Source organism: Streptomyces sp. NPDC044044 (genome assembly GCF_056434405.1).
Genome location: NZ_JBWKFG010000002.1, coordinates 687,813 through 706,022 on the forward strand (window position 1 = coordinate 687,813; position 18,210 = coordinate 706,022).

Annotated in this window: 13 protein-coding genes; 7 read left to right on the forward strand and 6 right to left on the reverse strand. The window is 72.4% G+C overall.

All coding sequences use genetic code 11. The features are described 5' to 3' along the window. Nucleotides 1–122: 122 nt before the first annotated feature. Nucleotides 123–2,693, forward strand: a complete 2,571-nt coding sequence (valS, locus tag AC07AG_RS08975; protein WP_478753306.1) for a valine--tRNA ligase — start codon at nucleotides 123–125, stop codon at nucleotides 2,691–2,693. A 65-nt stretch (nucleotides 2,694–2,758) separates the two neighbouring features. Next, on the forward strand, nucleotides 2,759–3,700 hold the full coding sequence (locus tag AC07AG_RS08980) for an LURP-one-related family protein (protein WP_478753308.1): 942 nt from the start codon (nucleotides 2,759–2,761) through the stop codon (nucleotides 3,698–3,700). A gap of 150 nt (nucleotides 3,701–3,850) precedes the next feature. Here AC07AG_RS08980 and AC07AG_RS08985 read toward each other — a convergent pair whose 3' ends face one another. Then, nucleotides 3,851–4,771 (reverse strand): DMT family transporter, encoded by a 921-nt coding sequence (locus AC07AG_RS08985; RefSeq protein ID WP_478753310.1) that lies wholly within the window; start codon nucleotides 4,769–4,771, stop codon nucleotides 3,851–3,853. After that, nucleotides 4,768–5,580, reverse strand: coding sequence for a phosphatase PAP2 family protein (locus AC07AG_RS08990; protein ID WP_478753311.1), 813 nt, complete (start codon nucleotides 5,578–5,580; stop codon nucleotides 4,768–4,770). Before AC07AG_RS08990 ends, AC07AG_RS08985 begins: the two co-directional genes overlap by 4 nt. A gap of 153 nt (nucleotides 5,581–5,733) precedes the next feature. On the opposite strand from AC07AG_RS08990, the gene AC07AG_RS08995 reads away from it, so the two are divergent. Further along, complete coding sequence (locus AC07AG_RS08995) at nucleotides 5,734–6,369, forward strand: TetR/AcrR family transcriptional regulator (RefSeq protein WP_478753313.1); 636 nt, start codon at nucleotides 5,734–5,736, stop codon at nucleotides 6,367–6,369. A gap of 163 nt (nucleotides 6,370–6,532) precedes the next feature. Here AC07AG_RS08995 and AC07AG_RS09000 read toward each other — a convergent pair whose 3' ends face one another. The 4 genes from AC07AG_RS09000 to AC07AG_RS09015 all read right to left on the reverse strand — a co-directional run bounded on the left by AC07AG_RS09000 (nucleotide 6,533) and on the right by AC07AG_RS09015 (nucleotide 12,283). Continuing rightward, nucleotides 6,533–7,579, reverse strand: coding sequence for a DUF2510 domain-containing protein (locus AC07AG_RS09000; RefSeq protein WP_478753315.1), 1,047 nt, complete (start codon nucleotides 7,577–7,579; stop codon nucleotides 6,533–6,535). A 197-nt stretch (nucleotides 7,580–7,776) separates the two neighbouring features. Continuing rightward, nucleotides 7,777–8,946: an anhydro-N-acetylmuramic acid kinase gene (locus AC07AG_RS09005; RefSeq protein ID WP_478753317.1), complete on the reverse strand. Its 1,170-nt coding sequence runs from the start codon at nucleotides 8,944–8,946 to the stop codon at nucleotides 7,777–7,779. A 1,181-nt stretch (nucleotides 8,947–10,127) separates the two neighbouring features. Next, nucleotides 10,128–11,129 carry an acyl-CoA dehydrogenase family protein gene (locus tag AC07AG_RS09010; protein ID WP_478753319.1) on the reverse strand — a complete coding sequence of 334 codons (1,002 nt, stop codon included), beginning with the start codon at nucleotides 11,127–11,129 and terminating at the stop codon, nucleotides 10,128–10,130. Next, entirely contained in the window at nucleotides 11,129–12,283 is a 1,155-nt protein-coding gene (locus AC07AG_RS09015) for an acyl-CoA dehydrogenase family protein (protein WP_478753321.1), read from the reverse strand. The genes AC07AG_RS09010 and AC07AG_RS09015 overlap by 1 nt, the downstream gene beginning before the upstream one ends. A gap of 137 nt (nucleotides 12,284–12,420) precedes the next feature. Here AC07AG_RS09015 and AC07AG_RS09020 point away from each other — a divergent pair, with 137 nt between their 5' ends. The 4 genes from AC07AG_RS09020 (at nucleotide 12,421) to AC07AG_RS09035 (ending at nucleotide 17,886) form a co-directional block, all read left to right on the forward strand. After that, complete coding sequence (locus AC07AG_RS09020; RefSeq protein ID WP_371526210.1) at nucleotides 12,421–13,203, forward strand: SDR family oxidoreductase; 783 nt, start codon at nucleotides 12,421–12,423, stop codon at nucleotides 13,201–13,203. A 99-nt stretch (nucleotides 13,204–13,302) separates the two neighbouring features. After that, nucleotides 13,303–13,890 (forward strand): TetR/AcrR family transcriptional regulator, encoded by a 588-nt coding sequence (locus AC07AG_RS09025; RefSeq protein WP_478753954.1) that lies wholly within the window; start codon nucleotides 13,303–13,305, stop codon nucleotides 13,888–13,890. A gap of 60 nt (nucleotides 13,891–13,950) precedes the next feature. Beyond that, nucleotides 13,951–15,108, forward strand: coding sequence for an acetyl-CoA C-acetyltransferase (locus tag AC07AG_RS09030; RefSeq protein WP_478753323.1), 1,158 nt, complete (start codon nucleotides 13,951–13,953; stop codon nucleotides 15,106–15,108). A 129-nt stretch (nucleotides 15,109–15,237) separates the two neighbouring features. Next, entirely contained in the window at nucleotides 15,238–17,886 is a 2,649-nt protein-coding gene (locus tag AC07AG_RS09035) for an ATP-binding protein (RefSeq protein WP_478753325.1), read from the forward strand. Nucleotides 17,887–18,210 lie beyond the last annotated feature (324 nt).

The following is an 18,210-nucleotide window of genomic DNA, read 5'->3' on the forward strand; positions in this document are numbered from 1 at the left end:
CCCGGCGACCCCGGGCGGACAGGATCTCTGAAGGGCCGCCGCCGGACCACAGCTCCGGCGGCGGCCCACACGCCCGAAAAGCGGAGGCCGTCCCGTCCCTTCGGCGCCTAGCATGCGGATGCATGACCTTCCCCCATCGCACGCGCGCGGACGGCGTCCCCGACAAGCCTGTTCTCGACGGGCTCGAAGAGAAATGGTCGCGGCGATGGGACGAGACGGGCGTATACGCCTTCGACCGCTCCAGGACGCGTGAGGAGATCTTCTCCGTCGACACCCCGCCGCCCACGGTCAGCGGCTCCTTGCACGTCGGACACGTCTTCTCGTACACGCACACCGACACCGTCGTCCGCTACCAGCGCATGCGCGGCAAGGAAGTCTTCTATCCGATGGGCTGGGACGACAACGGCCTGCCGACCGAGCGCCGCGTCCAGATGCACTTCGGGGTGCGGTGCGATCCGGCGCTGCCGTACGACCCGTCGTTCGAGCCGCCCGGAAAGCCGGGGAAGGAGCAACTCCCCATCTCCCGACGGAACTTCATCGAGCTGTGCGAGCGGCTCACCGTCGAGGACGAGAAGGCCTTCGAGGAACTGTGGCGGCTGCTCGGTCTCTCCGTCGACTGGTCGCGTACGTACCGCACGATCGGCACCGAGGCGCGCGCCACCGCGCAGCTCGCGTTCCTCAACAACCTGGCGCGCGGCGAGGCCTACATCGCCGAGGCGCCCACCCTGTGGGACATCACGTACCGCACGGCCGTCGCGCAGGCCGAACTGGAGGACAGGGAACGCCCCGGCGCCTACCACCGGCTCACCTTCCACGGCCCCGACGGCCGGCCGGTCGCGATCGACACGACCCGGCCCGAACTGCTCCCGGCCTGCGTCGCCCTGGTCGTGCACCCCGACGACGAGCGCCATCGGCACCTGGTCGGAGCGACGGTCCGCACCCCGCTCTTCGGCGTCGACGTGCCCGTCGTGGCCCACCCTGCCGCGGTCCCGGACAAGGGCACGGGGGTCGCGATGATCTGCACGTTCGGCGACACGGCCGACGTCACCTGGTGGCGCGAGCTGCGGCTCGCCACGCGCCCGGTGATCGGCTGGGACGGGCGCTTCCTCGCGCAGCCGCCGAGCGGTGTCGAATCGGCGGCCGCCGTCGCCGCGTACGCGAAGCTGGCGGGCGCCACGGCGCACACCGCGCGGGAGCGTGTCGTGGAACTGCTGCGGGCGAGCGGTGAACTGCAGGGCGAGCCGCGGCCCGTCACGCACGCCGTGAAGTTCTACGAGAAGGGCGACCGGCCCCTGGAGATCGTCACCACCCGGCAGTGGTACCTGCGCAACGGCGGCCGTGACGAGCGCCTGCGGGACGAACTCATGGCGCGCGGCGGCGAGTTGACGTGGCATCCGCCGCACATGCGGGTGCGCTACGAGAACTGGGTCGGCGGTCTCAACGGCGACTGGCTGGTCAGCCGTCAGCGTTTCTTCGGCGTGCCGATCCCGGTCTGGTACCCGCTGGACGGGCACGGCGAGCCCGAATACGGCCGCCCGATCGTCCCGGACGCGTCCGCCCTGCCCGTCGACCCGAGCGCGGAGGCGCCGCCCGGATACGAGGACGCCCGGCGCGGTGCTCCGCACGGCTTCACCGGCGACCCGGACGTCATGGACACCTGGGCCACCTCCTCGCTCACCCCGCAGATCGCGGGCGGGTGGCGCTCGGACCCCGATCTGTTCGCGCGGGTCTTCCCGATGGACGTCCGGCCGCAGGCGCACGAGATCATCCGTACCTGGCTGTTCGCCACGGTGGTGCGTGCCCATGCCGAGCAGAGGGAACTGCCGTGGCGTCATGCCGCGATCTCCGGCTGGATCCTCGACCCCGACCGCAAGAAGATGTCGAAGACCAAGGCGAATGTGGTCACGCCCGGGGACCTGCTCGTGCGGCACGGCTCGGACGCGCTCCGCTACTGGGCGGCGAGCGGGCGGCCCGGCACGGACACGGCGTTCGACGTCGGCCAGATGAAGGTCGGCCGGCGCCTGGCGACGAAGGTCCTGAACGTCGGCAAGTTCGTGCTGAGCCTCGGTGAGGCGGACGGATCGGACCTGGCTCCGGTCACCGAGCCGCTGGACCGCGCGCTGCTCGCCGAACTCGCCGCTACGGTCGAGGAGGCCACCGCGGCCTTCGACGACTTCGACTACGCGCGGGCGTTGGAGCGTACGGAGCGGTTCTTCTGGCACTTCTGCGACGACTACGTGGAGCTGGTCAAGGCGCGGGCGTACGGCGACCAGGGGGAAGGGGCCGGGACGGAGTCGGCGCGGGTGACGCTGCGGGCGGCCCTCGACGCGCTGCTGCGGCTTTTCGCGCCGGTCCTTCCCTTCGTGACGGAGGAGGTGTGGTCCTGGTGCGCCACCGGCTCGGTCCACCGCGCGGCGTGGCCCACCCCGGAGGTCCCCGCCGGAGCGGATGCCTCGGTCCTGGCCACGGCCTCGGAGGTCATCGCGGCGATCCGCAGGGCGAAGTCGGAGGCGCGGCTCTCCATGCGGGCCGAGGTCGCGGGAGTGGTGGTTTCCGGCCCGCGCGCGAGCCTGGACCGCTTCGCGCTCGCGCAGGCGGACGTCCGGGCCGCGGGTCGGGTCGGGGCGGTCGAACTCAGGGAGGGCGAGGCGCCGCTGAGGATCGAGGTCGGCGTCGAGAACGCGCCACGGTGAGGCCGACGTCACAGGGGCCGCGCAGGGCTGGCGGACCGCCCCCGCCTGCGGGGTAGTGTGCGCGGGTGACGACGCATTCGAACACTCCTGCAGGCTGGTATTCGGACCCTCAGGGCGCGGCCCAGCTGCTGCGCTGGTGGGACGGTTCCCAGTGGACCCAGCACACCAGCCCGAACCAGCAGGCCGGCGGTCAGCCCGCGCAGGCGCAGCAGGTGCCGCAGCAGGCCCAGCAGCAGCCTGCTCAGCAGCAGCAGGCGCAGCCGCTGCAGGGCCAGCAGCAGGCTCCGCAGTCGGGGTACGGCCACCCCCAGCAGCACCCCCAGCAGGCGGTCCCGCAGGCCGACCCCGCCAAGGTGCAGCGTCAGGTCCAGCAGCAGGCGGGCGTCGCCCCCTCGTCGCAGGGCGGCGGCACGCTCTTCACCGAGCCGGTCCTCGTGGTGAACCAGAAGGCCAAGCTCATCGAGCTGACGAACGAGTACAGCGTCATGGACCAGTCGGGCAACACGCTCGGCTCGGTCGTCCAGGTCGGGCAGAGCACGCTGAAGAAGGTCGCGCGCTTCGTCTCCAGCATCGACCAGTTCATGACCCACAAGCTCGAGATCCGCGACGCGTACGGCCAGCCGGTGATGCAGCTGACGCGGCCCCGCAAGTTCATGAAGTCGCGGGTCATCGTCGAGCGTGCCGACGGCCAGCCGATCGGTGAGATCGTCCAGCAGAACATGATCGGGAAGATCAACTTCGCGATCATGGTCAACGGTCAGCAGGCCGGCGCGATCAAGGCAGAGAACTGGCGCGCCTGGAACTTCTCGATCGTCGACCACGCGGACAACGAGGTCGCCCGGATCACGAAGACCTGGGAAGGCCTCGCCAAGACGATGTTCACGACCGCGGACAACTACGTCCTGCAGATCCACTACCAGCTGCCCGAGCCGCTCCTGAGCCTCGTCGTGGCGACGGCCCTGACGGTGGACACGGCGCTGAAGCAGGACGCGCGCGGCTTCGGGTGAGGCTTGGCCCTCGCGGAAACGGCATCGGCGGCGCCCCGGATCCGGGGCGCCGCCGATGCCGTTTCTGTCCCTGCCCTTGTCCCTGGCCCTGTTGCTGCGTCTGCGGGTGCTTCGTGGCTTGTCGCGCAGTTCCCCGCGCCCCTTAGAGGGTTACGGCAGGTGCAGGGCGGCTGGTTCCGCCTGGCTTGGGATGGACGGCAGGAAGTCCTCCGAAGACAGCTCCGAAGGCGCCTTCGCGTGCACATCGTCCCGCGGTGACCGTGTCAGGACGACCACGCCGTACGCCGCGATCGCCGCACCCCCGGCCGCCAGGAACAGCCCGGCCACACCTCCCTGCAGCCGCTCCCCGAGCAGCATCAGGCCGATGGCGGAGGCGGCCACAGGATTGGCCAGGGTGACGACGGCGAGCGGCGCGCCGAGGCCCCCGCGATACGCGGTCTGGGACAGGAAGAGGCCGCCCACCGCGAACGCGGCGACGAGCAGCGCCACGACGATCACCTGCGGACTCAGGAGCGGACCCGAGCGGTCCGTCGCGGCGACCGTCACGGTCTGGGTGAGCGCGGACGCGACGCCCGAAGCGAACCCGGAAGCCGTCGCGTGCCGCAGCCCCGGCCGCGCACCCGGACGGGACAGGACGCCGATCACGGCCATCGTGAGGCCCGCGACGGCCAGCGCCTCCGTCAGGGTCAGTGTGTCGTCGGGCGCGGGGCCCGACGCGGTGAGGAGCAGGGCGCCGAGGCCGATCAGCGTGAGCCCCGTGCCACGCCACTCCAGCGGGGTGACCCGCCGGCCCGCGATCCGCGCGCCCAGCGGCACGGCGGCGACCAGGGTGAGCGCGCCCAGCGGCTGGACCAGGGTGAGCGGTCCGTACTTCAGGGCCGCCACGTGCAGCAGCGCCGCGCACGCGTTGAGCCCGACGGACGACCACCAGGCCCCGCTGCCGAGCAGCCGCAGGAAGCCGTCACCGGTGCCCGCGATGCGGGCGGCGAGGCGTTCCTGGGCCACGGCGGCACTGGCGTACGCGGCGGCCGACACGAGCGAGAGCGCGACGGCGAGGAGGGTGGCGTTCATCGTCGGACCCCCGGCGCCGCGAGCTCGGGTGTGGGCGTGTGCCGCCGCACGACGCGCGAGCGCGCGGGGTCCGGCAGCTTGATCACGGCGAGCGCGATGCCGAGCAGCGCGGTCACCGCGATGGCGTCGAGCCAGTAGTGATTGGCGGTCCCGACCACCACGAGCAGGGTGATCAGCGGATGCAGCAGCCACAGCCAGCGCAAGCGCGAGGAGGTCGCGGCGATGAGCCCGACGGCGAGCATCAGCGCCCACCCGAAGTGCAGGGACGGCATCGCGGCGAACTGGTTGGCCATCGAGTCCGTCTGCGGGGATGCGCCGTAGACCGTCGGCCCGTACACCTGCCCGGTGTCCACGAGCCCCGCCGCCTTCAGCATCCGGGGCGGCGCCAGCGGGAACGTCAGGTGCAGCACGAGGGCCGCGGCGGTGAGCGCGGCGAGCACCCGGCGGCTCCATACGTAGTGCCGGGGCCTGCGCAGATAGAGCCAGACCAGGAACAGCGCGGTGGCCGGGAAGTGCACGGTCGCGTAGTAGGTGTTCGCGATGTGCACCAGGGTGTCGCTGCTGAGCAGCGCGTCCTGCACGGCGCCCTCGCCCGGCAGGCGCAGGGCGCGTTCGGCGTCCCACACGTGGTGGGCGTTGCGGAAGGCCTCACCGGTGTGGCCGTTGGCCAGCTGCCTGCCGAATTTGTAGACGAGAAAGAGTCCTACGACGAGGAGGAGCTCGCGGACGAGGGGCGGTCGGGCAGATGTGTCCGGCTCCCGGACGGCTATGTCCGGTTCCCTTTCGGCAGGCTCGGTTCGGGATTCCATCCCCCGGCCCCTTTACGTGATGACTGGGTGGTGCGGGTAGTGAGTGGGGGAGCGCCCCGCTCATCGATACGCCAGTGTACCGATACGGAAGCGTACCGGTACACTGGCGTATCGATAGGGTCGGTCGAAGCCGACGCACCGAGGAGAAGAGTCATGACGTCGCCGGACCAGGCAGCAGACGCAGGCACAGCGGACCCCGTGGGCTCCTCGCGCCGCTCCAAGATCACGCCCGAGCGTGAGCAGGAGTTCTACGACGCCGTCCTCGACCAGCTCCGCGAGTGCGGGTACGACGCCGTGACCATGGAAGGCGTGGCCTCGACCACCCGGTGCAGCAAGTCCACGCTCTACCGCCAGTGGAAGACGAAGCCCCAGTTCGTCGCGGCCGCGCTGCGCGCCAACCGCTGCGTGCGCTTCGCGGGCATCGACACCGGCACGCTCGCCGGGGACCTGCGCGAGGCGGCGCGGGCCGCGGGGGAGTGGTCGACCCAGGACAGCATGCTGGTCCAGGCGCTCAGCCACGCGGTCCTGCAGGACGAGGACCTGCGCAGCGCGCTGCGCGAGGCGCTGGTGGAGCCGGAGACCCGGGCGCTCGACGACCTGGTCGCGCGGGGAGTGGCCCGGGGCGAGATCGCCGCGGACCATCCGGCCACGAGGTTCATCACTGCGCAGCTCATGGGTGTGGTCCGGGCCCGCCCGGTCCTGGAGGGCAAGCACGCGGACGAGGAGTACCTGTCCGACTTCGTGGAGGCATGCCTGCTGCCCGCACTGGGTCTGACCAGACCCACCTGATCGTGGACCGGGGCCCGATGGATGACGGACCCCGATCTGCCTGAGCCGCGCCGCACCGTGGGGACGGGGGTGGCGTGGCCGCCCTTGGCCGGGCGGGCCGGAACCTCCGTGGTTCCGGCCCGCCCGGCTCTGACGTTCCCGGCCGGAGCCGGGCGAGGCACCGTCAGACCTCCTGGCCGTTGCCGCCCCCGCCGCCCGCCGCGGCCTTGATCCCCTTGGTGATCTCGTCCATGACGGACAGCTTCGGGGACTTGTCGTTGACGTCGATGCCGATGCGGACGATGACGAGCTCGGACTTCACGGTGGGAGAGGGGAAGGCGAGCGACTGGACATACCCGTCGTCGCTCTTCTCGGTGACGGCCTTCCAGCGCACGAGGTAGCCCTTCTGGCCCGCGACGGTGACCGCCTTGGACTCCAGCTCCTTGTGCGAGGTGATCTTGCCGTAGGTCTTGCCGCCGTAGGACTCCTTGGCGTTGACGGCGATGTCCGCCTTGGCGGCCGCCTCCGCCGTCTTGGCGTCCACCTTGAACCTTTTGGCGGGCCCCGAGTATGCGCCGCCGCGGGTGCATGTCTTGGAGGCTTCCCTGGGGCAGGGGTAGGGCCCGGTCGTCACCGAGGCACCGCCGCCCGCGGCCTCGCCGGTCCAGCCGTCGGGCACGGGAAGGCTGATGCCGCTGAAGATGTCGGTGGCGTACCCCTCTTCGCTGGTCGGCGGGGCGGACGGTTCGCTCGGGGGCTCCGACGACTCCGGGGCCTGCGGCTCCTGGGGCACGTCGGGCTGCGACGGGGCGGAGGACGAGGGGGCCTTGGCGGCGCTGTCGCCGTCCCCGTCGTCGTCGGCGGTCAGGAAGTAGACGCCGCCGCCTATTCCGGCGAGCACCACGAGGGCCACGCCCACGGCTATGCCTGTGCGCAGGCCGCGCCGCGGGGCGGTGGGCTGTCCCGGGTAGGAGGGGTAGGCCGCCGGGTATGCGCCCGGGGCGGCGACGGTCGGGGCGCCCGCCGGGGGCGCGGGCGGATGGGCCGGGGGAGCCGTCGGAGGAGCCGCCGGGGGCGTCGCCGGGGCGGAACCACCCCACCCGGCGGCGGCGGAACCCACCGCGCGGACCTGGTCCGTCCATACGTTCCCGTCCCACCAGCGCTCGGTACGGGGGCCGTCAGTTGTCTGGCCGGGGTCGGGGTACCAGCCGGGAGGGGTTACCTGGGTCATGGGCGTCAGCGTATGAGCATTCGGTGAAAGCGGGATGAGAGGGGGCCCGTACGGAGGTCACTGTTCGGCCGCTCTCTTCGCCCCGGAGAGAGGCGAGTTCGCCTCTCCGGCCCGGTGGATGCGCGTTCACCTCTCGCGCCGGGGGGGCGTTCGCCACTCTCGCCCGGGGGGGGCACCTCACTCGCCTGCGGGGGCGTTCATCTCTCCTGCCCGTCCACCACGAGCCGCACCGGTCCGCCGCCCCCGGGCGCGGGCACCCGCACCCCGGCCCGCCCCGGAGTGATCGACCCCAGCACGCTCGCATGCCGCGCCCCCGTGCTCTCCGGCACCGTCCCCGGCAGCCCGTGCGCCGTCAGGAAACCGAGCACCGCGAAGGCGTACGCCTCCTTCGCGGCGGAGGGCAGGCCGAGCTCGTCGGAGGTGCGCACCGGGACCTTGTCCCCCAACTCGGCCCGCAGGAAGGCCATCAGCGTCGGATTGCGCGTGCCGCCGCCGGAGGCGATGACCTCGGAGGCGTGGACCGCCCTGACGGCGTCGGCGACCGTGCGTGCGGTCAGCCGGGTGAGGGTGGCGACGACGTCCTGCGGGGCGAGGCCCTCGTACCCGGTGAGTGCCGCCCGCAGATAGGGCAGGTGGAAGAGTTCCTTGCCGGTGGTCTTCGGGGCGGGGCGCGCGTAGTACGGCTCGCCGAGCAGGACGGTGAGCAGCCCCTCGTCGACCGTGCCGCGCGCGGCCATCTCGCCGTCCATGTCGTACGTGAGCCGCTCCCGCGTCAGTTCGCGCACGGCGGCGTCGATGAGGGCGTTGGCGGGGCCCGTGTCGAAGGCGGTGCCGTCCGGGGCGGTGATGTTGGCGATGCCGCCGAGGTTCAGCGCGGCGGGCGCGCCGGGCCTGCCGCGCAGCCACATCCGGTCGACGATGCTGACCAGGGGCGCGCCCTGGCCACCCGCGGCGATGTCGCGGGGGCGGAAGTCGGCGACCACCGGAAGCCCTGTCCTCTCGGCGATCCAGGCGGGCTGCCCGATCTGCAGAGTGCCGTGTACCTGACCGTCCTCCACCCAGTGGTAGACCGTCTGTCCGTGCGAGGCGACCAACTCGGCGCGCCCGTCGCACAGTTCACGGTCCGCCTCGGCGGCCGCCGAGGCGAAGGCCTGGCCGATGCGGGTGTCGAGGCGGCAGACCTCCGCCAGCGTGGTGGCGGCGGGCGGCAGCGCGGCGCCCAGTGCCGTCCGCAGCGCCTCGTCGTACCCGCGGGTGATGAGACCCAGCGGGGAGAGCAGCAGACGGTCGCCGTCGATCGTCAGGTCGGCCGCCGCGGCGTCGATGGCGTCGTACGAAGTCCCCGACATCAGCCCGATTACGCGCACGTGCTGCCCCTCTCGCTCTCCTCACCTGGTGTTTGATCATTGCAGCGATGACGGCGCGCGTGCACTCGCACGTACGATCCAGTTCAAGTCGTCGACGCACGGGGAGGGGGCGAGTCGTCCATGTCCGCCACGGGGTCCACCACGGGATCGCCCGCTCCGTACGCCGGGACGCGGCGCACGAACCTCACCCGATCCGACGGCACCTGGAGCGGCCTGCTCCTGGAGGTGCGCGAACGGCCCCGGCCCGGCATGTGCCTGTGGGCCGCCGAAAACCGCCTGCTCCTGGCGCAGGGAGCCGCTGCCGACCCGCTGCTGCTGGCCCTGGTGGACCCGCACCGCGCCGGAGTCGACTTCCGCAGGACCGGCCGCTACCGCCCCTTCGTCCCGCCCCTGCGCGCACACATGGCCCGCGCCTACGGAGGCTCCCCGCAGCGCTGGGCGCACCACTTCGCGACCCTGCTCGACGCGTCACCCGACGGCCCTCTGCACGACGGGCGTTGGGCGCTGGACCCGGATCCGCTGCTGCGCCGGTGGAAACATGCGAGCGAGCGAATGGGGGAGTACTGGCGCTCGCTCCTCATCGAGGGCGATCCCGACGGGTACATCGACTGGTGGGTTCACAGCGGCTCGTGGGAGATCTTTCCGCTGCGGGCGATGCCGGACGCCGACGACCCCCGCGTCAAGGCGTACCGCAAGCAGGCGCGGGACGGCACCCTGCCGCCCGTCCTGCTCTGGTGGGTGAGCGGCCTCGACAGCCATCTCGTCCTTGACGGCCACGCCCGCCTGGCCGCGGCGATCGCCGAGTCCGTGGAACCGGCCGTCCTGGAACTGCGGCGGACCGCTTCCCAGGACGAGGTGGACACCGGCACGGAGCGGGCCGTGGCGATGTACGAGGCGGAGCTGGCGCGGTTCACCGAACTGCGTGCCGCGCAGGGCATGCGCGTCCCCGACGGCGCCGAGTTCGCGGGCCCGGTCCTCGCCCGCCGCCTCGACGAGCTGCGCACCGGACACCGCCCCACGTGGGCCTGGCCGCTCCTGGGCGGTGTCCAGGAGTGGCACCGGATCGCCCGCGAGCAGGTGGGCGAGGGGGGGGGTGGGAGTACGCATGAGGCAGGCGGCGCAGGCGGCGCAGGCAGCGTGGGTGGCGCAGGGAACCAGGGGGCCTTCGCGTGCGCCATGCGTCAGTCGGCCCCGCGCCCTCCGCCTCCGGACAGCACGAGCCGTCGGCACTCCCCGGGGCTGCCCCAGGCGGTGCGCAGCGCTCGCGCCTTGGTCAGCCACAGCGACAGGTCGTACTCCGCGGTGTAGCCGATCGCCCCGTGGAGTTGCAGTGCCGCCCGCGCGGCGCCGTACGCCGCTTCGCCCGCCGTCGCCTTCGCCGCGGCCACATCTGCCGTCTTCAGGGTCAGCGCCGCTCCGTAGAGAAGGGGCCGGGCGAATTCGAGGCCTATCAGGACGTCCGCGAGCCGGTGCTTGACCGCCTGGAAGCCGCCGATCGGCGTGCCGAACTGGGTGCGCTGCTTCACGTACGCGACCGTCTTGTCCAGCAGTGCGAGTCCGACCCCCAACGCCTGCGCCGCCGTCGCGAGCGAGGCCCAGTCGGCCGCGTACCGGGAAGCCTTTGTCACCGAGGGGCCCGACGCGAGGAGTTCGCCTTCGGGCCGCAGGCGCGCCAGGCGCCGTACGGGGTCGAGGGAACGCTCCACGCGCGCGTGCCCTGAGGCCAGGCGCAGGTCACCGCCCGTCGCGGTCAGCCGCAGCGTCGCCGCGTCCGCGTCCAGGGCGAACGGACCCCCCTCGGGGAGAGCGAGCGTCGTGACGGCGTCCCCGGAGGCCAGGGACGGCAGGAGCCGCTTGGCCGGGTCTGCCTCTCCCAGCTCGGCGAGCCGCGCGAGCAGTGCGCCCGCCGCCACCGTCTCGACCACCGGCCCCGGCACCGCATGCCGCCCCAACTCCACGCAGGCGACGGCTGTTTCGACCGGGAGCGGCCCCATCCCCTCGTACTCCTCAGGTACGGCAAGGGCGAACACGCCGGTATCCGCGAGGCGTCCCCACACGGCACGCCCCGGTGTGAAATCCCCGGCGGCCCAGGCTCTCGCGGCCGCCGGGGTGTCGGCCGCCGTCAGCATCGCGTCGAGCGAGCGCGCGAACTCCCGCTGCTCGTCGTCGAGGAGGAACCTCATCAGCGGCGTCCTTTCGGCAGTCCGAGCAGCCGCTCGGCGATGATGTCGCGCTGGATTTCGTTGGTGCCCGCGTAGATCGGCCCGGCGAGCGAGAAGACGTACCCCTCCGCCCAGTCGCCGCCGTCCGCCAACTCGCCCTCCGCGCGCAGGAGATCGAGCGCGGTCTCGTGCAGCGCGATGTCGTACTCGGACCAGAAGACCTTGTTCAGGCTCGACTCCGCGCCGATCGTCTCGCCCGCCGCGAAGCGCGAGGCGTTGGCCCACGTGAACAGCTGATAGGCGCGGGCCCCGATCACGGCGTCGGCCACCCGGTCGCGCAGCGCGGTGTCCCCGGGGTCGCCGTGCGCGCGCCACTGCCGCACCAGGCGGTCGGCCGTGGCGACGAAGCGGCCGGGGGAGCGCAGCGTCAGACCCCGTTCGTTGCCCGTCGTCGACATGGCGATCCGCCAGCCCTGGCCCGGCGCGCCGATCACGTCGTCGTCCGGCACGAAGACGTCGTCCAGGAAGAGTTCGGCGAACGCGGGCTTGCCGTCCAGACGTCCGATGGGGCGGACGGTCACGCCGTCCGCGCCGAGCGGGAACATCAGGTACGTCAGGCCACGGTGCGGCTTGGCGGAGTCGACGGCGGGGTCGCTGCGGAACAGGCCGAACGCGCGGTCGGCGAACGCGGCCCGCGACGACCAGGTCTTCTGCCCGCTGATCAGCCAACCGCCGTCCGTGCGGCGGGCGGTGGAGCGCAGCGACGCCAGGTCAGAGCCGGACTCCGGCTCGGACCAGGCCTGCGCCCAGATCACCTCTCCGCTCGCCATCGGGGGCAGGATCCGGGCGCGCTGCTCGTCGGTGCCGAAGTCGAAGAGAGTCGGCGCGAGGAGGTTGATGCCGTTCTGCGAGACGCGGCCGGGGGCGCCCGCCGCGAAGTACTCCTCCTCGAACACCAGCCACTTGACGATGTCGACGCCCTGCCCGCCGTACTCCTCGGGCCAGGACACCACCGACCAGCGGTCGGCCGCGAGCTCGCCCTCCCAGGCGCGGTGGGCCGCGAATCCCTCCCGGGTCTCCAGTGACGGCAGTGGCTCGTCCGGGACATGCCCGGCGAGCCAGTCACGCGCCCGCTGCCTGAACTCCCCTTCCCCGGCGGTGAAGTCGAGGTCCATCAGTGGCCCACCTCTTCGGTCGGTTCTTCCCCAGTGGTCTTCCGCGTCCCCGGCGGCCTTCCCTAACAAGTGTTTGGTAGATTACCCTGAGGTGGAGTCAGTCGTCGAGAGCGAGTCGACAGTCAAGGGGGTCGAGCATGGACGCACCCACGTACGTGCCGGGGCACGGTCTGCTCGCGGGCCGCACCGCCGTCATCACCGCCGCGGCCGGAGCGGGCATCGGCGGCGCCACGGCCCGCCGCTTCCTGGAGGAGGGCGCGCGCATCGTCATCGGCGACGCCCACCCGCGCCGCACGAAGGAGACGGTCGAGGCGCTTGCCGGGGAGTTCGGCGCCGACCGGGTCGACGGGACGCCGTGCGACGTCACGGACGAAGCCCATGTGCAGGCTCTGTACGACCTCGCGGAGCAGCGCCACGGCGGCCTGGACGTCGTCGTGAACAACGCGGGACTCGGTGGCACCGCCGAGCTCACCGAGATGACCGACGAGCAGTGGGACAGAGTCATCGACGTGACACTGAACGGCACGTTCCGCTCCACCAGGGCCGCCCTGCGCCGCATGCGGGCCGCCGACCGGGGCGGCGTGATCGTGAACAACGCCTCGGTGCTCGGCTGGCGCGCCCAGGCGGGCCAGGCGCACTACGCCGCGGCGAAGGCCGGCGTCATGGCCCTCACGCGCTGCGCCGCCGTCGAAGCCGCGCCCCACGGCATACGGATCAACGCGGTGTCGCCCAGCCTCGCCATGCACCCGCACCTCGCGAAGGTCACATCGCCCGAGCTGCTCGAGGAGCTCACCGCCCGTGAGGCGTTCGGGCGGCACGCCGAGCCCTGGGAGATAGCCAACGTCATCGTCTTCCTGGCCAGCGAGTACTCCTCGTACATGACGGGCGAGACGGTCTCGGTCAGCAACCAGCACGCCTAGGCGGAGAATGACCGTGTGTCGAAACCGAAGCAGAGCAGCACCACGACGAAGCAGAGCGCCACGGCCAAGCAGAGCAGCACCACGAAGAAGAAGCCCGCGGTGAGTCCCTCGCCCGAGCGCCGCAGCGAACTCCTCGCCATCGCGGCCGACGTCTTCGCCGAACAGGGGTACAACGCGACCACGGTCCGCAAGATCGCGGACGCCGCCGGCATGCTCGCCGGCAGCCTCTACTACCACTTCGACTCCAAGGAGTCGATGCTCGAAGAGATCCTCTCCACCTTCCTCGCCGAGCTGTGGGACGGGTACGACACCGTGCTCCAGTCGCAGCTCGGCCCCCGCGAGACGCTCGAGGCGCTCGTCACCGAGTCCTTCCGGGAGATCGACCGGCACCGCTCCGCCGTCGCCATCTACCAGAAGGAGTCCAGGCACCTGGTCGCGCAGGCGCGCTTCCAGTACCTCACGGACTCGCAGCAGCGCTTCGAGAAGACGTGGCTGACGACGCTGGAGCGCGGAGTCGAGGAGCGCGTCTTCCGCGACGACCTGGACATCCGGCTCGCCTACCGCTTCGTGCGCGACACCGTCTGGGTCGCCGCGTCCTGGTACCGCCCAGGGGGAGGCCACAGCCCCGAGGAGATCGCCCGCCAGTACCTCTCGATGGTCCTGGACGGCATCGCCGTACGCACGTAGAGAGCGCGTCGTCACCCCGGCGACCGCGCACCGCCCGAGGAGCACGAGGAGTACGCAGTCATGGCCGAGGCCTACATCGTCGAAGCGGTCCGCACCCCCGTCGGCAGGCGCAAGGGCGGCCTCGCGGCCGTCCACCCCGCCGACCTGGGAGCCCACGTCCTGAAGACGCTCGTCGAGCGCACCGGGATCGACCCCGCCGCCGTCGAGGACGTCGTCTTCGGCTGCCTGGACACGGTCGGCCCGCAGGCCGGGGACATCGCCCGTACCTCCTGGCTGGCGGCAGGGCTGCCCGAAGAGGTGCCCGGCGTGACGATCGACCGGCAGTGCGGATCCTCGCAGCAGGCCGTGCACTTCGCGGCGCAGGGCGTCCTGTCCGGCACACAGGACCTCGTCGTCGCGGGCGGCACACAGAACATGTCGATGATCCCCATCGCCTTCGCCTCCCGGCAGGCCGCCGAACCGCTCGGTCTCACCGAAGGCCCGTACGCGGGCAGCGAGGGCTGGCGCGCCCGCTACGGCGACCGGCCCGTCAACCAGTTCCACGGCGCCCAGCTGATCGCCGAGAAGTGGGGCATCACCCGCCGTGACATGGAGGAGTTCGCACTCCGCTCGCACCAGCGGGCCGTCCGCGCGATCGACGAGGGCCGCTTCGACCGCGAACTCACCGCGTACGCGGGCGTGACCACCGACGAGGGCCCGCGCCGCGACACGACCCTGGAGAAGATGGCGGGCCTCAAGCCCGTCCTGGACGAGGGCACCATCACCGCCGCGTGCTCGTCGCAGGTCTCGGACGGCGCCGCCGCGCTGCTCGTCGCGAGCGAACGGGCCGTGCGGGAGCACGGGTTGACGCCCCGCGCCCGCATCCACCACCTCTCGGTGCGCGGCGAGGACCCGATCCGGATGCTGTCCGCGCCGATCCCCGCCACCGCGTACGCCCTCAAGAAGACCGGCATGAGCATCGGCGACATCGACCTCGTCGAGATCAACGAAGCCTTCGCGCCGGTCGTCCTCGCCTGGCTGAAGGAGACCGGGGCGGACCCGGAGAAGGTCAACGTCAACGGCGGTGCGATAGCCCTCGGCCATCCTCTCGGCGCGACCGGCGTCAAACTGATGACGACGCTCCTGCACGAACTGGAGCGCACAGGCGGCCGGTTCGGCCTCCAGACCATGTGCGAAGGTGGCGGTCAGGCGAACGTGACCATCATCGAGCGCCTCTGACCGCGTCCAGTTCCTGGCGCCTGCCTCACTCCTTGCGGGAGTTGCTGACCGGACCCCGCACCGCGAGGCCCTCTCCCCAGCTAGTCTCGATGTCTGTACGTCGATTGAGCGACCTCGGGAGGTAGCGCGATGACGCAGGGACGGCCCGGAGGTGCCATCTGGGCCCCGCTGTGGGAGCGCGATGCGGAACTCGCCGCGGCCGGGCGGGCCGTTGACGAGCTGTGCTCGGACTCGACGACAGCGGGCGGACTGCTCGTCTTCCAGGGCGAGGCGGGGATCGGCAAGACGGCGCTCCTTTCCGAGGTGCGCCGCATCGCACAAGGGCGGGCCATGGTGTGGTCCGCCCGAGGTGGCGAGACCGTCACCTCCGTCCCCTTCAACGTCGTACGCCAGCTGCTGCAGCCGGCTCTCGTCGCGCTCTCCCCGGAGGAGGCACGGGAGTATCTCGGCGACTGGTACGAGATCGCGGGCCCCGCGCTCGGCATAGCCGAGCCGACGGGGCTCCAGGCCGACCCGCAGGGCGTGTGCGACGGTCTGGTGGAGGCGGTGGCGCGGCTTTCGGGGCTGCACTGGCCGCTCGTCCTGCTCATCGACGACGCGCACTGGGCCGACCAGGAGACCCTGCACTGGCTGGCCGCGTTCGCCCAGCGCCTCGACGAACTGCCCGTCCTCGTGGTGGTCGCCCACCGGCCGGACGACGCCACCGGCGAGAGCGCGCGCCACCTCGCGGCCGTCGGAGCGGCGGCCCGCCCCACGCCCCCGCTGCGCGCGCTCACCCCGGACGCGGCGGCCGGACTCACCCGCGCCACGCTCGGCGAGCACGCGGACGCCCCGTTCTGCCGCGAGGTGTGGGCGGTCACCGGCGGCAATCCGTACGAATCCGTGGAACTGCTCGCCAAGGTGCAGGACAGCGAACTGGAGCCGGTGGAGAGCTCCGCCGCCGAACTGCGCGCCCTGAACCGCTCGGCGCGCGGCCGCGGTCTCGTCGCCCGCCTCGAAGGACTCGGCACGGACGTCACGCGGTTCGCGTGGGCGGCGGCGATCCTCGGCACCGCCATCCCGCTCGAGCTCGCAGCCTCGCTCGCCGGGATGACCCGTGAGGCGGCCGAGCGGTGCGCGGAGCGGCTGCGCACCGCGCGCATCCTGCTCGGCGCCGACCAGGGCCTGGAGTTCGTCCATCCGCTGATCGCGAGCACCGTCTACCGCTCGATCCCGCCCGCCACCCGCACCGCGATGCACGGCCAGGCCGCGTGGGCCGTCACGTTGTCGGGCCGTGGCGCGGCAGCCGCATCGCGGCATCTCCTCGAGGTCCATCCGGACGACGACCCCGAGCTGGTCAAGCAGTTGCGCGAAGCGGCGGCCGAGCACCTCGCGGTCGGTGCGCCGGACGCGGCCCGCCGCTGCCTCGAACGCGCCCTGCGGGAACCCCCGCTGCCCGAGACCCACGCGCGCGTGCTCTACGAACTGGGCTGCGCCACGCTCCTCACCTCGCCCGCCACGACCATCGGCCACCTGCGCGAGGCGCTCCACACCCCGGGGCTCGACCGCGGGCTGCGGGTGGACGCCGTCTGCCGCCTCTCCCAAGCCCTGGTGCACAACGACCAGTTGGAGGAGGCCCTGCGTGTCGTGGACGCGGAGGCCGACCGTCTTGAGGGCGGGCCCGACCGGATGCGCCTTGAGGGGGTCCACTACATGTGGGAGGGCATCCACGCGCGCGAGGACGACGCGACGGGACGTTCGCGCCGCCTCGCCGCGCTCGCCGGACCACTGCCGGGACGCGACAACTCCGAGCGCGCCCTGCTGATCCTGCGCGCCTTCGATGCCATGACCCGCGGGGAGAACGCGGAGGAGATCGTCGAGCTCTGCGACCGCACCCTCGTCAACGGCCGCCTCGCGCCGGGCCTCGGCTGGACCGACACGGAGTGGGGCTTCGAGCTCCTGACCATGCTGGGCGGCGCCTATATCTTCACCGACCGCCTCGACCGTGCCGAGAGCGTCTTCGCCGAGGGGGTCCGCGCCTACGAGGCCGCGGGCTGGAGCGGCGGCCATCTGGCCGTGGCCAAGGCCTGGTTGGGTCTGGTGTACCGCAGGCGCGGACGTCTCGCCGAGGCGGAGGCCTCGCTGCGGGAGAGCCTGCGTCTCACCGACCGCGTCGGCAGCGGCCTCCCGATGCACTGGGACGCCGCGTGCAAACTCATCGACACGCTGCTCGCCCGCGGGAAGGTCGACGAGGCCCAGGAGGCCGCCGAGCGCTACGGCATCGCGCCGCCCTTCCCCTCCACGATTCTCCTGCCCGACATCCACTCCGTGCGGGGCCGCCTGCTGATCACCACGGGGCAGCGGCCGGAGGGCATCAGCGAACTGGAGGTGGCGGCGAAGACCGCGAACGAACGCGGCTGCTACAACCCGGTCGTCAACCCCTGGGCGTACGACCTCGCCCGCGCACTCGCCGTGGACGACCCGCGGCGGGCCGCCCAGCTGGTCGCGGACGCACGGGTCCAGGCGGAGCTCTTCGGCACGGACACGGCGATCGGCGAGGCGCTGCGATGCGAGGCGTCCCTGGAGACCGGTCAGCGTGCGGTCGCGCTGTACGCACGGGCCGTGGCCTGCCTGGAGGCATCGCCGTGCGCCTATGAACACGCGGTCGCACGAGTCGAGTACGGAATCGCGGCAGGCTCCGCGAGCGAGCTGGCGCGCGGCCTTGCCCTGGCCGAATCCTGCGGAGCGGACGGGATGGCCGCACGGGCGCGGGCGTCCTTGGAGGTGGCGGGGGTCTGAGAGGCGGGCGGCCGGGCAGGTTCACGGCTCGGCTCCGTCCGCCTCGAAGCGGACGTGGCCGAGGTGGCCGAGGTGGCGGACCTGGCCGGACTTGCGGGACTCGGTCGGGCCCGGCTCCCTGTCGCGCGGGAGCGGATGCGGACCGGTGTCGTGCAGGTCGTGACGGGCGGACCCTGGTCCATCTGTTCACCGTCGACTGACGGGCCTTGTCGGTGGTGCCGTCACTGCCCTGGGCGGTCTGCGCAGAGGGCGTGCACGGGTCTGACGGGCGGAGATGGCTTCGGGCACGGGGCGGGGCAGGACCGGGCAGCGGTCGCCGGGCCC

What these genes read in the sequence shown, in the direction of transcription:
- AC07AG_RS09000 (WP_478753315.1), bottom strand. Translation starts at nt 7,579, where the DNA reads ATGACCCAGGTAACCCCTCCCGGCTGGTACCCCGACCCCGGCCAGACA.
- AC07AG_RS08990 (WP_478753311.1), bottom strand. Translation starts at nt 5,580, where the DNA reads ATGGAATCCCGAACCGAGCCTGCCGAAAGGGAACCGGACATAGCCGTC.
- AC07AG_RS09035 (WP_478753325.1), top strand. Translation starts at nt 15,238, where the DNA reads ATGACGCAGGGACGGCCCGGAGGTGCCATCTGGGCCCCGCTGTGGGAG.
- AC07AG_RS09020 (WP_371526210.1), top strand. Translation starts at nt 12,421, where the DNA reads ATGGACGCACCCACGTACGTGCCGGGGCACGGTCTGCTCGCGGGCCGC.
- AC07AG_RS09030 (WP_478753323.1), top strand. Translation starts at nt 13,951, where the DNA reads ATGGCCGAGGCCTACATCGTCGAAGCGGTCCGCACCCCCGTCGGCAGG.
- valS (WP_478753306.1), top strand. Translation starts at nt 123, where the DNA reads ATGACCTTCCCCCATCGCACGCGCGCGGACGGCGTCCCCGACAAGCCT.
- AC07AG_RS08995 (WP_478753313.1), top strand. Translation starts at nt 5,734, where the DNA reads ATGACGTCGCCGGACCAGGCAGCAGACGCAGGCACAGCGGACCCCGTG.
- AC07AG_RS08985 (WP_478753310.1), bottom strand. Translation starts at nt 4,771, where the DNA reads ATGAACGCCACCCTCCTCGCCGTCGCGCTCTCGCTCGTGTCGGCCGCC.
- AC07AG_RS09015 (WP_478753321.1), bottom strand. Translation starts at nt 12,283, where the DNA reads ATGGACCTCGACTTCACCGCCGGGGAAGGGGAGTTCAGGCAGCGGGCG.
- AC07AG_RS09010 (WP_478753319.1), bottom strand. Translation starts at nt 11,129, where the DNA reads ATGAGGTTCCTCCTCGACGACGAGCAGCGGGAGTTCGCGCGCTCGCTC.